This window comes from Pustulibacterium marinum (genome assembly GCF_900116665.1).
Lineage (GTDB): Bacteria > Bacteroidota > Bacteroidia > Flavobacteriales > Flavobacteriaceae > Pustulibacterium > Pustulibacterium marinum.
Genome location: NZ_FPBK01000007.1, coordinates 56,089 through 70,755, shown reverse-complemented (window position 1 = coordinate 70,755; position 14,667 = coordinate 56,089). Strand labels below are relative to the sequence as shown.

Here is a 14,667-nt window from a genome sequence, read left to right as displayed (position 1 = left end):
GTATATGAATATATCGGTAGTAATACCACTACTCAACGAAGCGGAATCTTTAAAAGAATTACATGATTGGATTGTATCTGTGATGCAATCCAATCGTTTTACATACGAGCTTATATTTATAGATGATGGCAGCACCGATGATTCTTGGGAAACCATTTTACAATTAAGCACCATAAATTCTAATGTAAAAGGTATTAAATTTCAAAAAAATTATGGCAAATCTCAAGCACTTAATGCCGGCTTTATAGAAGCTCAAGGAGATGTTGTAATTACTATGGATGCCGATTTACAAGACAATCCAGATGAAATACCAGAACTTTTCAATCTTATTCAAAACGAGAAATATGATCTTATTTCCGGTTGGAAAAAGGTTAGGTATGATTCTGTAGTTTGGAAAAATACTCCTTCTAAATTATTCAATTGGGCCGCTAGAAAAACATCTGGTTTAAAACTGCATGATTTTAATTGTGGACTCAAAGCATACCGAAACGCTGTTATTAAAAACATAGACGTAAGCGGTGAGATGCATCGATACATCCCAGTACTTGCCAAAAATGCAGGTTTTACCAAGATTGCTGAGAAAGTGGTAAAACATCAAGCTAGAAAATACGGAAAAACTAAATTTGGTATCGAACGCTTTATTCATGGGTTCTTAGACTTGCTTACCATTTGGTTTATTTCTAAATTTGGAAAAAGACCAATGCACCTTTTTGGAGCTATGGGAACTCTCATGTTTATCATTGGATTTTGTTTTTCAGTCTATCTAGGAGCCGATAAATTATTTATCAATCCTACGGGAAGACTCATTACAGAACGTCCGCAATTTTACATAGCGTTGGCAACCATGATCATGGGAACACAATTTTTTTTAGCAGGTTTTATTGCCGAAATGATTTTAAGAAGTAGACAAGAACATACAAATTACAAAATAGCACATAAACTCAACCTCCCTAAACACGCTAGCCAAAACAGTATTAATCTGAATTAAAAAACAAAAAATTACTATGGAAACATCTTATGAGAAAAGTCTGGAAACAGCTCAACAATGGTTAACCCCTACCTTTGATACAGACACTCAGAACACCATCAAAGACATGATGGAAAACAACAAGGAAGAGCTTAATGAAAGCTTCTTTAAAAATCTTGAGTTTGGAACAGGTGGTATGCGTGGCGTAATGGGAGTTGGTACCAACCGTATTAACAAGTATACACTAGGTAAAAATACACAAGGTTTAAGCAACTATCTTAAACAAGTATATCCTGGTGAAGATTTAAAAGTGGTTATTGCTTTTGACTGTCGTCATAATTCAAAAAGTTTAGCCAAAGTTGTTGCCGATGTTTTTGCTGCTAACGGTATTAAAGTTTTCTTATTTTCAGATTTAAGAACTACTCCAGAACTTTCATTCTCGGTAAGACATTTAGAATGTCATGCAGGTATTGTGTTAACCGCTTCTCACAATCCGCCAGAATATAATGGTTATAAAGTATATTGGACAGATGGCGGACAGTTAGTTCCACCACAAGATGGAGAATTGATTAAAGAGATTGATTCCCTTCAATTTTCAGATATCAATTTTGAAAGTAACGAATCTCTTATTGAATATATTGATAAAGATGTAGATGAAGCTTTCATCAATGCATCTATCGAAAACGGAAGTTTTGATGTAAAAGGAAAAGACGATTTTAAAATTGTGTTCACTTCTTTACACGGAACTTCTATCACTACACTTCCGGGAGTTTTAGAAAAAGCTGGGTTCCACGTAACTATTGTAGAAGAACAAGCTGAACCAAATGGTGATTTCCCTACGGTAAAATCTCCAAATCCAGAGGAGCCGGAAGCATTAACAATGGCTTTAGCAAAAGCTGATGAAATTGGTGCTGATATGGTAGTAGGTACAGATCCTGATAGTGACCGATTAGGAATTGCCGTTCGTGATAATGATGGTAACATGAAGTTATTGAATGGTAACCAAACCATGATTATGATGACCAAATTCTTATTGGATCGTTGGAAAGAAAAAGGATTTAAAGGAGATGAATTTATTGCTTCTACCATTGTTTCTACACCAATGATGTCTAAGCTTGGTGAAGCTTATGATGTAGAATGTAAACTTGGTTTAACTGGTTTTAAATGGATTGCTAAAATGATCAAAGACTTCCCAGAACAAACATTTGTGGGCGGTGGAGAAGAAAGTTTTGGATATATGGTAGGCGATTTTGTGCGTGATAAAGATGCTGTTACTTCTACCCTTTTGGCTTGTCAAATTGCAGCTAATGCAAAAGCAAACGGCAGCTCTTTCTATAAAGATCTTATTGCTACTTATGTTGAATTTGGTTTCTATAAAGAAAGATTGATTTCTTTAGTGAAAAAAGGAATTAGTGGTATGCAAGAAATCAACCAAATGATGATTGATCTAAGAGAAAATCCGTTTACCACTATCAATGGTTCAAAAGTTATTAAAATAGAAGACTATAAAACGTCTATGGCAACCAATCCTGAAACCGGAGCTACAGAAGAAATCAGTATTCCAAAATCAAACGTATTGATTTATTATACTGAAGACGGAAGTAAAATTGCTGCCCGCCCAAGTGGTACCGAACCAAAAATTAAATTCTATTTTAGTGTAAATACTACTTTAGAAAGTAAGGAAGCATTTAGCGAAACCGACAAAGTGTTGGAAGATCGTATCGATGCGATAATACAAGAACTGAAATTAAGTTAATGAATCCATATTTTAAAAAGATCCTTCGCTTTGCGAAACCTTATAAGAAATACGCTTACTTAAACATATTTTTTAACATACTATATGCGCTATTTGGGACACTCTCCTTTGTAGCGCTTATTCCTGTTTTAAAGGTTATCTTTAAAGCAAAAGAAGAAGTTACTGTTGCTATTCCAAAACCAAAATTTGAAGGAATTTTGGAAATCAAAGATTATCTAGAAAACTCTCTGAATTACTATGTTGCCGATTATATAGCCAAATACGGTAATTTCAAAGTATTGATGATTGCAGTGTCTTTCATTATTGTTTTGTTCCTTTTAAAGAACTTAACCAATTATCTTGCTATGTATTTCATTACGTTTTTAAGAAACGGAATACTTCAAGATATTAGAAATGCGATGTATGAAAAGCTGATTAAATTTCCGCTTTCATTTTATTCAGAAAAAACAAAAGGAGACACTATCGCAAGAGTTACTAGCGATGTTCAGGAAGTACGTAATTCGGTGCTTTCTATTTTAGAAATGATTGTAAGAGAACCGCTAAACATCATTTTTTCATTAGGATTGATGATTGCTTTTAGTGTAAAACTTACCATTTTTGTATTTCTATTTCTTCCAATTTCAGGTTATTTAATCTCTATTGTTGGAAAATCTTTGAAAAAAGGCTCTTTACAAGTACAAAAAGAACAAGGTGTTTTCTTGTCTGTTTTAGAAGAAACCATGAGCGGTTTACGTATTATCAAAGCTTTCAATGCTGAAGGTATTTTTAAAAATAAATTTGAAGATTCTACCGAACGCTATACACAATATTCTAATAAGGTTTTAAACCGTCAGAATATTGCATCTCCTCTAAGTGAATTACTGGGTATTGTTACCATAGGAATTTTATTGCTTTATGGAGGTTATTTGGTTTTTATAGATAATTCCATGGATCCTGCGTTTTTCTTGGGCTATATTTTACTGGCTTATAATATTCTTACTCCAGCAAAAGCAATCTCTAAAGCAAGCTACTCTTTAAAAAGAGGAGACGGAGCTGCTCAACGTATTTTAGAGTTTTTAGAAACTGAAAATACGTTAAAAGATGCTACAAACCCAACTCCTAAAAAAGCATTTGATCAACATATTACCATCAATAATATTTCATTTAAATATGACGAGCATTATGTATTGAAGGATTTCTCTTTAGACATTCCTAAAGGAAAAACCGTTGCACTTGTTGGGCAATCTGGTAGTGGTAAAAGTACCATTGCCAATTTGGTAACACGTTTTTACGATGTTAACCAAGGAAACATCACAATTGACGGAATCGACATCAAACAAATGCCATTGTTCGACCTTCGTAACTTGATGGGAATGGTTTCTCAAGATTCTATATTGTTTAACGATACCGTTGCCAATAATTTAAGAATTGGTAAACCAGACGCTACAGAAGAGGAAATGATTGCGGCAACCAAAATTGCCAATGCATACGATTTTATTATTGAAAAAGGAGGTTTTGATTTTAATATTGGTGATGGTGGAAGCAATTTAAGTGGCGGACAACAACAACGTTTGTCTATTGCCCGAGCAGTACTTAAAAATCCGCCAATTATGATTTTGGATGAAGCCACTTCGGCCTTAGACACCGAAAGCGAACGTTTGGTACAAGATGCCTTAGAAAAAATGATGCAAAACCGTACTTCTATTGTTATTGCACACAGATTGTCTACCATTCAAAACGCGGACTTAATTGTAGTTATGCAAAAAGGTCAAATTATTGAGCAAGGAACCCACAAAGAGTTATTAGAAAACGATGGGCATTACAAAAGATTAGTTGCTATGCAGTCTTTTGAATAATCAATCAACTACATCAAACAAAAACAAAGAGCGCTGTCTAATTAATTAGTTCAGCGCTCTTTTATATAAAATTAATAGCGATAAGATTTGGGACATCTTCTGAGACAAATATAATAGAGTATTTTTAAAAAAATCCATGAAAAGCACTTTTTTTCGATGAAACGCACTTTTAATATCGTTTTAGCTTTTTTTTATCCTTGATTAAACCTTCATCAAAATTAAATGTCTATATATTTGAGTAAAATTTAATAGTTGGTACAAGAAGAACTATTCATACAAGCCCTTCAGAAGAAAGAAACGCAAGAACAAGCTTTTAAACAACTTGTATCTCAATACAAGGAACGTTTGTACTGGCATGTTCGTAGAATAGTTTTAGATCATGACGATGCAGATGATGTACTTCAAAATACATTTATTAAGATTTTTAGAAACATTCATACCTTTAAAGGAGATAGTGCATTGTATTCATGGATGTATAGAATAGCTACCAATGAAGCGCTTACATTTTTAAATCAAAAAGCACGAAAGTCTGGTATCAGCAACGAGGAATTACAAGATAATTTGATTAAAAATTTAGAAGCAGATGTATATTTTGAAGGTGAAGAAATTCAGCTCAAATTACAAAAAGCTATTTCCAAATTGCCAGAGAAACAACGATTGGTTTTTAATATGAAGTATTTTGAAGAAATGAAATACGAAGATATGTCGCAAATTTTGGACACTTCGGTTGGTGCTCTCAAAGCTTCTTATCATCATGCCGTAAAAAAATTAGAAGATTATTTAACTGAGAATTAAACCTTTTACTTTTTCAAAAGTCAAAGAATTATCATGAAAAAAGATTTTTTACATAACAAAAAAGACGGTTTTAAACTTCCTGAAGACTATTTTGGAAAGTTTGAGGATAACCTATTTAACACCGTTTCTGAAAAGTCTGATTTCCATTTACCCGATACTAGCGGTTTTGAAGTGCCTCATAATTATTTTGAAACTTTAGAAGATCGTATATTAACAAAAATTCAATCTGAAAAGCATCAAGGTCAAAAAGTAAAGTCGCTAAAAACCGTAAAATACATTTTGGGAGGTATTGCCGCTGCACTTATTATTTCATTAAGTATCATAAACATAAAACCTACTACTGCGGAGGATGAATTAAACAACCTCTCCTCTACCGACGTAGAAAATTATATAGACGACGGTTATTTATCACTCAGTTCTTATGACATTGGAGAATTGTTTAGTGATGAAATATCAGATATATCAATGACAACATCTTTAGATGATGATGCAATCATTGATTATTTAGTAACCTATGACATAACACAAGAAGAACCTTAATTAAAACTCATGAAAATAAAAGCTCTTATCATATTCTTTTTGTTTTCCATCTTTGCTGTCAATGCACAAAACGAGGATTGGAAACAAAAGATCAAATCTTTGAAAATTGCTTATATCACCGAGCATTTGGACCTTACACCAAAAGAAGCTGAAAAATTTTGGCCAATTTATAACAAGCATGATGACAAGATAAACGAATTACGCCATGTGGAAATGAGACGTATAAAACATCAACTAAAAGAAGATGATATTGCCAATATTTCTGAAGCGGATGCTAAAAAATTGCTAAATGAATACATTCAACTGGAGGAAGATTTAATCAATGAACACAAACAGATGAATATTGATTTGATGAAAGTATTATCCGCAAAAAAAATTATTCTTTTAAAGAAAATAGAAGACGACTTTGGTAGACAACTTTTACAAAAATTAAGAGATAAAAAAGGACATTAATTTTCCCCATACACGTAGCTTATATTTTAATGACAAGTTAGAATTTTCAGTGTAATAAAAAATGCGAAGTTTTGAACTTCGCATTTTTTTATGATTTAAACTCAAGCCTTGCAATACTATTTTTACCTGCAGCTATAGCTGTGCTATCATTAATAAACCGAAACGTATAAAAGCCTTCATCAGATAACTTTTTCCAAGAATTCCCAGCATTTTGTGTATACACAATTCCATTTTTACCGATGGCTACAATTTCATTAGCATTCCCATTGGGTACATATTGAACACAACTTTTATACCCTACTCCTTTGTCATTTGCTACTATTTTCCATGTTTTCCCACCATCATTTGTAATAGCCTTGTTATTTGTGTCTTCATCGGGATTGGTATAGTTTCCGCCAACGGCAAACCCATTTAAACTATCGTAGAAATCTATAGAAAATATTCCTTCTGAATTAGATCCACTTACAAAAGGTGTTTCATATAACTTCCAAGATTCGCCTTTATCGTCAGAGTACAAAATTGCACTACGGCTACCACCACTTGCAATCCAGGTTTTGTTACCTACCATAGCTATATTGGTATTGCTGGCTGCAAAAAACGCTTCGCCATCCTTTATTTTTGGTAACTTTTCACATGCTACTTTGCTCCAGGTTTTTCCACCATCTCTAGTGATGATCATGCTAGCACAATCATCAGTTGCATCTCCTACAGCAATTCCTTCTTTATCATTCCAAAACTTCATTGCATCATAAAATACTTTTTCGTGATGCTCTGTATACACCGGTTTCATTTCTCCTTGTCCCGCCGTTTTATATAGTAATGCAGGATTACCTACGCTCAACATGAAAAAATCTTCACTTGTATGTGCCGCAGCTCTAAACTCTGGATAAATGCTATCGTACTTTTTGATGTTACTTCTCACCACATTTTTCTCGGGATCATAACTACCAAAAAAGCCATCTTTTCCGGCAAAAGCCACAGTACCATTATTCATTACTTCCAAAGCTCTAATATTACAGGTATCTGAATAAACAGGAGTAACTACAACTCTAGAAAAATTATGTGTAGCTATCTTTTTTTCATTACAAGAAACTAAAATTATTGTCAAAATTAATAAGCCAATCTTGTTCATATAAGGAGGATTTTCATATCTGTATAGAATGATTTAAAATTACAATTTTGAAATAGATATCACACTAAAAAACAAATTTTAAGTTTTCTTTATTATATCTCAGAAACACTACCTTTGCCAAATATTTATTTTGCATTCATGAGATTACACAGAAATTTAGTATTTGCAGTCATTGATGGTTTAATGATGATTTTCAATGAAGGAGCTTATGCCGATAAGGTAGTAGAAAAACTATTGAAAAGAGATAAACGCTGGGGAGCAAGAGACCGAGCTTTTATAGCAGAAACTACCTATGAAATTGTACGTTGGAAAAGATTATATGCTGAAATTGCAGAAGTAAAAGAACCTTTTGATAGAGATAATATTTGGAGAATATTTGCTGTTTGGGCAACTCTCAAAGGAATCAAATTACCCGATTGGAAATATTTTGATGGCACTCCTACCAGACGTATTAAAGGTAGATTTGATGAACTATCAAGAATTAGAAAATACAAAGAATCCATTCCTGATTGGTTAGATGAATTGGGTACAGAAGAATTAGGAAACGACCTTTGGTCCAAAGAACTTCATGCTTTAAACCAACAAGCTAGTGTAATTTTACGTACCAATACTTTAAAAACAAACAAAAGAGATCTTCAAAAAAAATTGGCTGAAGATGAAATAGAAACTTCTTTTTTAAAAGAATATCCAGATGCTCTTTTGTTAAAAGAACGCAGCAACGTTTTCACAAATCAAGCTTTTAAAGATGGTTTATTTGAAGTGCAGGATGCATCGTCTCAAAAAGTAGCTAAATTTCTTGATGCTGCACCAGGTATGCGCATTGCTGATACTTGTGCTGGTGCCGGCGGTAAAACGCTTCATTTGGCTTCCATTATGGAAAATAAAGGCCAAATAATAGCAATGGATATTTATGAAAATAAATTGAAAGAACTAAAGAGAAGAGCCAAAAGAAATGGTGCTCACAATATTGAAACACGCTGGATAGAAAACAATAAAGTAATTAAAAAATTATATAATTCTCTAGACAGGGTTTTAATTGATGCGCCTTGTAGCGGATTGGGAGTTTTAAGAAGAAATCCTGATGCTAAATGGAAATTACAACCAGAATTCTTGAGCAACATTAAAGAGACTCAACAACAGATACTTCAAGATTATTCCAAAATGGTAAAATCTGGAGGTAAAATGGTTTACGCTACCTGCTCTATTCTTCCTTCGGAAAACCAAGAGCAAGTTGCTAAATTCTTAACTTCTGAAAGCGGTAAAGACTTTTCATTGGTAAAGGATGAAAAGGTATTATCACATCAATCTGGATTTGACGGATTTTATATGGCTTTATTAGAAAAAAAATAATCAGGAAACCTACAATTGCATCATGCAGAAAAAATTATCATTAATACTACTTCTTTTTTCGACAATTCTTTTTAGTCAAGCTCCCGCAGATTATTATGACACCGCGGAAGGACTTACTGGTTATGCACTAAAAACAGAATTAAGCACCATTATTACAGAAGGACACACTGCTCAAACATACGGAGATCTTTGGAATGCCTACTACGCTTCGGATATTGACACGTATTACGAAGATGACAATACAATTCTAGATATTTACTCTGAAGATCCAGACGGCGTTGACCCCTATAATTTTGCTACCGGGACCAATCAATGTGGAAATTATAGTAGTGAAGGAGACTGTTACAACAGAGAACATTTATTTCCAAAAAGCTATTTTGATGATGCCTACCCAATGTACACAGACATTCATCATATTTATCCAACAGATGGAAAAGTCAATGGACAACGGGGAAATTATCCTTTTGGTGAAGTAACATCTGCCAACTGGACATCTTTAAACGGATCTAAAAGAGGTAACAATACCTATAGTTTTACCGGAGCTTACACTGGTATCGTTTTTGAACCAATAGACGAATTCAAAGGAGATATTGCCAGAGTATATTTTTATATGGCAACTCGCTATGAAAATGATATTGCAAGTTGGGAAACCAATACTACTCAAAGTGATATTATTCTCAACGGAACATCTGATCAAGTATACGAAGATTGGTTTTTAAATATGTTACTTGAATGGAATGCTGCGGATCCTGTTTCTCAAAAGGAAATAGATAGAAACGATGAAGCCTATGATTTTCAAGGAAATCGAAATCCATATATAGATCATCCGGAATATATAACTCAAATTTGGGGAAGTGTAAATGCCGATACCGAAGCTCCTACTACTCCAACTAATTTAACAGCAGCAAACGGAGCTGCGTTTCAAATTCAATTAAGTTGGGATGCTTCTACAGACGATACCGGAGTTACATCTTATGATATTTACATGGATGATGTTTATTATGCTACCACTTCAGAAATCACTTTTACTACCGCCTCACTAGCAGCAGAAACTCAATATTGTTTTACAATTACTGCAAAAGATGAAGCTGGTAACGAGTCGGGCGAAAGTAATGAAGCATGCATTATAACTCCTGAAAACTCTGGAGGTTCTGGAAGTTCTGATTTATTTATTTCAGAATATATAGAAGGAAGTGGCACTAATAAAGCCTTGGAAATTGCGAATTTTACTGGCACAAATGTAGATTTATCTATTTATACCTTAAAGCTAAGTAGTAACGGAAATAGTTCTTGGAATTACACCTATAGTTTTCCAGATAACACAAGTATAACCAACGGAAATGTTTTTGTAGTAGCCAATTCTGGAATTTCTGGCTGTACAGATGCAGTTGATGATACTAACGGATCAATAACAGGATTTAACGGTAACGATGCCATTGGTTTATTTAAAAATGATGTTCTCATAGATATTATTGGAACATTGGGAGATGGAAGTGATTTTGCTGAAAACCTTACTTTGGTAAGAAATTCAGATATTTCAAGTCCTAACACGGTTTATACTATAAGTGAATGGACAAGCTATGAGCAAAATACATGTTTCTTAGGTTCTCATACGCTAGATGCTATGAACACAATAAATATTGAATTACAACAGTTGGCTATTTATCCCAATCCTATAAAAGATCATAAAATCTATTTTCAAAATCCTGCTGATATTTCTATTAACAACGCTGTTATATTTTCTCTAGAAGGGAAAAAACTGATGAAGTTTTCAGGAATTCAAACTGACTTTATTGAACTTGGTAATCTAAACACAGGCGTTTATTTTATTCTACTAGAAACTTCCATGGGGAATGTGACAAAGAAATTTATTCTTCAGTAGGATAAATTTAAGAATACAAATCATACTAAAATAAAAAAGCGAATCAAAAATTGATTCGCTTTTTTATTTTATTCTTTTATTTTTCAAAGAAATCGGTTAATGTTCCTAATGCTCCTTCATCAATATTAGACTTTTGAAGAATATTCATGAGCTTCCCAATATTCTCTAGCTTCATTTCATCTCCTAAAATCCTGATGATAGCAAAACCTTTGTCTGGACTTTTTCCATATATAATTACTTCATCTACATTCTCATCATCTCCTATATAGTAAAGTTGTCCTTTGAAACTTTTGTCATTTAATGAAATCAACTTCTCGAAATCATCCGACTTTAAAATGGTACTTACTCTTGTAGCTTCAATTTTAAATTTTTGACTATTCTCTTGTTGCAACATTAAAACATTCACCTTCTTGATTGAATTGTAAATCTCCTTTTCCTCTGCTGTAAGTTCTGTTTGTGATACATCAAATATAGAAGTTGGTACATCAAAAGTAATAAACTCAGGATCTTGTGATTTTTCAACAATATACTCTTGCAAGTCACCACCTTTCACAGAGCAACTTATGGTAAACAAAAGCATCACAATAATAAAAATCAGTTTTACGGTATACTTTACAAAGGTTATCATTTCGCAAATATAAATTGGTTAAGAGAAGTAATTGCCCACTAAGGAAGTGGGCAACTACTGTTATGGTGAATGCTATTTGTTTTTCTGAGCATTATTTAATTCAGAAGGTAAATTCATTTGACTAGTCAATTCACTAATCATATTAAGATCTATATCTCCTACCAAAGTTAGCAATACGCTTTCCACTTTTCTACCTTTAAATCCTTCTCCGTCATTAAAGTTTCCTAAGCCATCAATATACATTAAAAGCTCTTTTACGTGATCTGAATCTTTTCCTTCACGAATATAGAAATTGATGTTTGCATCTTTATCTTTTACACGCATTAATTCTTCTAACTTTTCTGTCTTCAAATATTTATCTACTGTCAGTTTCATGTCTGCAGCAATTTTAGGATCTTCAGTAGTTAAAACACGTAGACCTCTAAGGCTTTTAACCATTTCCATAAATTGTTTTGCTTCTGGATCATCTACTTGAATTTTCACAAAAAGCTGAAAAGCCTTTTCACTAACCGTTATAGAGGTTACTTCGTTCATATCCTCAAACTTGTCAAATGCAGATTGAGCGGTTCCTAAAAGTGGTAGGCATACTAGGGCTAAAAGGGCAACTATTTTTCTCATGATGTTTTTAATAATTCAATTATTTGTTAAATACTTTTTCTTTTGTTTCTTCAAATTCTTTCAAATAAGACATTTGTTCTTTACCTTTTTCAAGGTTCATGGCTAACAACTTAAAAGCTTCTTTGGTTTGCTGATATGCTTTTTCTGCTTCTTGTTGTTCAGCAATTGTCATTTCAGAACCTGAATTGGTTTGTTGATTGTTAACAGTAAAATAAATTCCAAAGCTAAGAACGGCTACAGCTGCGACAGATATCCATTTTTTATAAGATAGCATATTGCTTGGTGTAGATCGGGTTACTGGAACCTCGCCGGTGTACCTTTCTTCTTTGGCTACTGCAAAATACTGGAACATTAAAGTGTACTCTTGTAGATGTGGCGCCACATCATCTCCATTAAAATACGCTTGCAACTCCTTCTCTTCTGCTACAGTGGTAGTAGCTTCAAAATATTTTGCTAATAATTTTTCTATATGTTTTTCGTTATTGAATTCCATAACGGTGTGTTTTAATTAGTGCTTCTCTTACTGCTTTTCTTGCTCTTGACAACGAAGTTCTTACTGCGCTATTTTTCATCTCCATCATTTCTGCAATTTCTTCTAAATCATATTGTTCTATATCTCTTAATTGTAAAACCATTCGCTGTTGTTCTGGTAAAGTTTTCAAAATACGCTGCATCCATTCCAAGCTATCTTTGTTTTCTACATTTCTTTGTAGTGAAACGGATTCATCTGTATAATTGCTATGTACAAGTTTCAAATTACCTGCTTGTTTAGATTTCAATCTGTCTAAACAATAGTTTTTTGTCATGGTCATAGCAAAAGCTTCTACACTCTTATAAGAACTTATTCTCTCATTACTTTTCCAAAGCTTCAGTAAAATCTCTTGAGTAGCATCTTCCGCTTCTTCCGTAGAAACTAATAGTCTTTTGGCTAACCGGAACATTTTGTCCTTAAAAGGCATCACAGTATCCAGAAAAGAAGATGCGTTCATTTTTTAATTGATTCTTTTGGTTTTATATAAGCAAGACGAAGCAGTGACAACTTTGTTACAAAAATTTTTAAATTATAATAAAGTAAGTAAATTTAGAGTTCTTATTAAGCTTTGATAAATCATATTTCATGAAAAAAATAATTTGTTTCCTCGCAATAGCTGCACTAGTACTATCTTGTGATGATAGAGATGATAACATTTCTACCTACACTTCCTCTGCTGAAGTGGAAGATTTTATATGGAAAGGAATGAACTTTTGGTATTTTTGGCAAGCAGATGTTGCAGATCTTGCAGACGATAGGTTTTCTTCCAACACAGAATATAACAACTTTATTACTTCGTTTGACTCACCTTCCAGTCTGTTTTACAATATTTGTAATCAACATTCTGTAATATACGGATCCTCTAGCGCCATTGACAGATTTAGTTATATCACATCTGATTATACTGAATTAGTAAACTCATTGGGAGGAACCTATACTACAAATGGTGTAGAATATGGTTTAGCTCAATTTTCCGATAACGAGGAAGTATTTGGTTTTGTCAAATACATCATGCCTGGTTCTGATGCCGATGGGAAAAATATTCAACGTGGAGATATATTTACAGGAGTAAACGGAACTCAGATAACCTTAGATAATTATGCAGACCTTTTATCTAGTGACGCCACCTCCTATACTTTAAATATGGCTGAAATTGTGGATGAAGCATCTGTTACAGATTATAACCCTCCAAGAGCTGCTATAGAAGAAAATGGTGTTTCTGTACTACTTAATGAAGAAGCTTATACCGAAAATCCCGTTTACCTTACAACTACTTTTGAAATCGGCGGACATACAATTGGTTATCTTATATACAATGCTTTTACTGCTAATTTTGATACTGAACTAAATCAAGCATTTGGTGAGCTTCAAGCAGCCGGTGTAACAGATTTAGTGATTGATTTGAGATATAATAGCGGTGGAAGCGTTAATACTTCTAAATTAATGTCGAGCATGATAACGGGCCAATTTACCGGAGAACTTTATTTAAAACAACGATGGAATGATAAAATACAAGATCAGTTATCTGACGAACAAATAAGCAGATATTTTACAGATACGAATTCTGATGGAAATTCTTTAAATACACTGGGTTTATCAAGTGTTTACTTCTTAACTACAGGTTCAACGGCTTCCGCTAGTGAATTGGTTATTAACGCACTCGATCCGTATATTCAGGTCTATCAAATAGGTGATTATACGAGAGGTAAAAATGAATTTTCTATAACGCTAGTGGACGATCCTAATAATTCTTACGTTTACAGTTCTAGTAGAGAAGATCAAATAAATCCTAATAATAGTTATGCAATGCAACCATTAGTAGGTAGAAATGAAAACGCAGATGGTTTCTATGAATATGCAGATACAGGCTTAGAGCCTGACACTTATCAATTAGAAGATCTTACTAATATGGGAACTTTAGGCGATAGTTCTGAACCCTTGTTGGCCGAAGCTATTGCTCAAATAACAGGAGATGCCGCTAGAAGATCAACCACAGAACTCATCATCATTCCAGTAAAAGAATTCAGCAACAGTAAATCAAAAATAAGAGCTTTTAATACCGCTTATATAGAGTTGGAAAATCCGTCTACATATATTCCTGCTATAGATTTTGATAATTAAATATGGAACATAAAAAAATCCCGATCATTTCTGATCGGGATTTTTTTATATATGATTT

Annotated in this window: 14 protein-coding genes; 9 read left to right on the top strand and 5 right to left on the bottom strand. The window is 33.4% G+C overall.

The window, feature by feature from the left end:
- Positions 1–4: 4 nt before the first annotated feature.
- The 6 genes from BM383_RS10750 (at position 5) to BM383_RS10725 (ending at position 6,346) form a co-directional block, all read left to right on the top strand.
- Positions 5–988 (top strand): glycosyltransferase family 2 protein, encoded by a 984-nt coding sequence (locus BM383_RS10750; protein ID WP_093025142.1) that lies wholly within the window; start codon positions 5–7, stop codon positions 986–988.
- 16 nt (positions 989–1,004) lie between these two features.
- Positions 1,005–2,723 (top strand): phospho-sugar mutase, encoded by a 1,719-nt coding sequence (locus BM383_RS10745; RefSeq protein WP_093025141.1) that lies wholly within the window; start codon positions 1,005–1,007, stop codon positions 2,721–2,723.
- Positions 2,723–4,558, top strand: a complete 1,836-nt coding sequence (locus BM383_RS10740; protein WP_093025140.1) for an ABC transporter ATP-binding protein — start codon at positions 2,723–2,725, stop codon at positions 4,556–4,558. Before BM383_RS10745 ends, BM383_RS10740 begins: the two co-directional genes overlap by 1 nt.
- Before the next feature lie 252 nt (positions 4,559–4,810).
- The gene (locus BM383_RS10735) at positions 4,811–5,353 is read left to right on the top strand and encodes an RNA polymerase sigma factor (protein WP_093025139.1); all 543 of its coding nucleotides are present in this window, start codon (positions 4,811–4,813) and stop codon (positions 5,351–5,353) included.
- Positions 5,354–5,386: 33 nt separating this feature from the next.
- Complete coding sequence (locus BM383_RS10730; protein WP_093025138.1) at positions 5,387–5,893, top strand: hypothetical protein; 507 nt, start codon at positions 5,387–5,389, stop codon at positions 5,891–5,893.
- Between the two features lie 9 nt (positions 5,894–5,902).
- Positions 5,903–6,346, top strand: a complete 444-nt coding sequence (locus BM383_RS10725; RefSeq protein WP_093025137.1) for a hypothetical protein — start codon at positions 5,903–5,905, stop codon at positions 6,344–6,346.
- A gap of 88 nt (positions 6,347–6,434) precedes the next feature.
- Here BM383_RS10725 and BM383_RS10720 read toward each other — a convergent pair whose 3' ends face one another.
- Entirely contained in the window at positions 6,435–7,478 is a 1,044-nt protein-coding gene (locus BM383_RS10720; RefSeq protein ID WP_093025136.1) for a WD40/YVTN/BNR-like repeat-containing protein, read from the bottom strand.
- Positions 7,479–7,616: 138 nt separating this feature from the next.
- Here BM383_RS10720 and BM383_RS10715 point away from each other — a divergent pair, with 138 nt between their 5' ends.
- Positions 7,617–8,828, top strand: a complete 1,212-nt coding sequence (locus tag BM383_RS10715) for an RsmB/NOP family class I SAM-dependent RNA methyltransferase (RefSeq protein ID WP_093025135.1) — start codon at positions 7,617–7,619, stop codon at positions 8,826–8,828.
- Positions 8,829–8,850: 22 nt separating this feature from the next.
- Positions 8,851–10,710, top strand: coding sequence for an endonuclease (locus BM383_RS10710; protein ID WP_093025134.1), 1,860 nt, complete (start codon positions 8,851–8,853; stop codon positions 10,708–10,710).
- A gap of 76 nt (positions 10,711–10,786) precedes the next feature.
- Here the strand turns inward: BM383_RS10710 and BM383_RS10705 are convergent, their stop codons facing one another.
- The 4 genes from BM383_RS10705 to BM383_RS10690 all read right to left on the bottom strand — a co-directional run bounded on the left by BM383_RS10705 (position 10,787) and on the right by BM383_RS10690 (position 12,945).
- Entirely contained in the window at positions 10,787–11,338 is a 552-nt protein-coding gene (locus BM383_RS10705; RefSeq protein ID WP_093025133.1) for a DUF4252 domain-containing protein, read from the bottom strand.
- Between the two features lie 72 nt (positions 11,339–11,410).
- A complete protein-coding gene (locus BM383_RS10700; protein WP_093025132.1) occupies positions 11,411–11,956 on the bottom strand; it encodes a DUF4252 domain-containing protein in 546 nt (181 codons plus the stop codon).
- A 19-nt stretch (positions 11,957–11,975) separates the two neighbouring features.
- Positions 11,976–12,449, bottom strand: a complete 474-nt coding sequence (locus BM383_RS10695; RefSeq protein ID WP_093025131.1) for a hypothetical protein — start codon at positions 12,447–12,449, stop codon at positions 11,976–11,978.
- Positions 12,436–12,945 carry an RNA polymerase sigma factor gene (locus tag BM383_RS10690; RefSeq protein WP_093025130.1) on the bottom strand — a complete coding sequence of 170 codons (510 nt, stop codon included), beginning with the start codon at positions 12,943–12,945 and terminating at the stop codon, positions 12,436–12,438. Before BM383_RS10690 ends, BM383_RS10695 begins: the two co-directional genes overlap by 14 nt.
- 128 nt (positions 12,946–13,073) lie before the next feature.
- On the opposite strand from BM383_RS10690, the gene BM383_RS10685 reads away from it, so the two are divergent.
- The gene (locus BM383_RS10685) at positions 13,074–14,609 is read left to right on the top strand and encodes a S41 family peptidase (protein WP_093025129.1); all 1,536 of its coding nucleotides are present in this window, start codon (positions 13,074–13,076) and stop codon (positions 14,607–14,609) included.
- Positions 14,610–14,667 lie beyond the last annotated feature (58 nt).

What these genes read in the sequence shown, in the direction of transcription:
- BM383_RS10750 (WP_093025142.1), top strand. Translation starts at nt 5, where the DNA reads ATGAATATATCGGTAGTAATACCACTACTCAACGAAGCGGAATCTTTA.
- BM383_RS10745 (WP_093025141.1), top strand. Translation starts at nt 1,005, where the DNA reads ATGGAAACATCTTATGAGAAAAGTCTGGAAACAGCTCAACAATGGTTA.
- BM383_RS10740 (WP_093025140.1), top strand. Translation starts at nt 2,723, where the DNA reads ATGAATCCATATTTTAAAAAGATCCTTCGCTTTGCGAAACCTTATAAG.
- BM383_RS10730 (WP_093025138.1), top strand. Translation starts at nt 5,387, where the DNA reads ATGAAAAAAGATTTTTTACATAACAAAAAAGACGGTTTTAAACTTCCT.
- BM383_RS10725 (WP_093025137.1), top strand. Translation starts at nt 5,903, where the DNA reads ATGAAAATAAAAGCTCTTATCATATTCTTTTTGTTTTCCATCTTTGCT.
- BM383_RS10720 (WP_093025136.1), bottom strand. Translation starts at nt 7,478, where the DNA reads ATGAACAAGATTGGCTTATTAATTTTGACAATAATTTTAGTTTCTTGT.
- BM383_RS10715 (WP_093025135.1), top strand. Translation starts at nt 7,617, where the DNA reads ATGAGATTACACAGAAATTTAGTATTTGCAGTCATTGATGGTTTAATG.
- BM383_RS10710 (WP_093025134.1), top strand. Translation starts at nt 8,851, where the DNA reads ATGCAGAAAAAATTATCATTAATACTACTTCTTTTTTCGACAATTCTT.
- BM383_RS10705 (WP_093025133.1), bottom strand. Translation starts at nt 11,338, where the DNA reads ATGATAACCTTTGTAAAGTATACCGTAAAACTGATTTTTATTATTGTG.
- BM383_RS10700 (WP_093025132.1), bottom strand. Translation starts at nt 11,956, where the DNA reads ATGAGAAAAATAGTTGCCCTTTTAGCCCTAGTATGCCTACCACTTTTA.
- BM383_RS10695 (WP_093025131.1), bottom strand. Translation starts at nt 12,449, where the DNA reads ATGGAATTCAATAACGAAAAACATATAGAAAAATTATTAGCAAAATAT.
- BM383_RS10690 (WP_093025130.1), bottom strand. Translation starts at nt 12,945, where the DNA reads ATGAACGCATCTTCTTTTCTGGATACTGTGATGCCTTTTAAGGACAAA.
- BM383_RS10685 (WP_093025129.1), top strand. Translation starts at nt 13,074, where the DNA reads ATGAAAAAAATAATTTGTTTCCTCGCAATAGCTGCACTAGTACTATCT.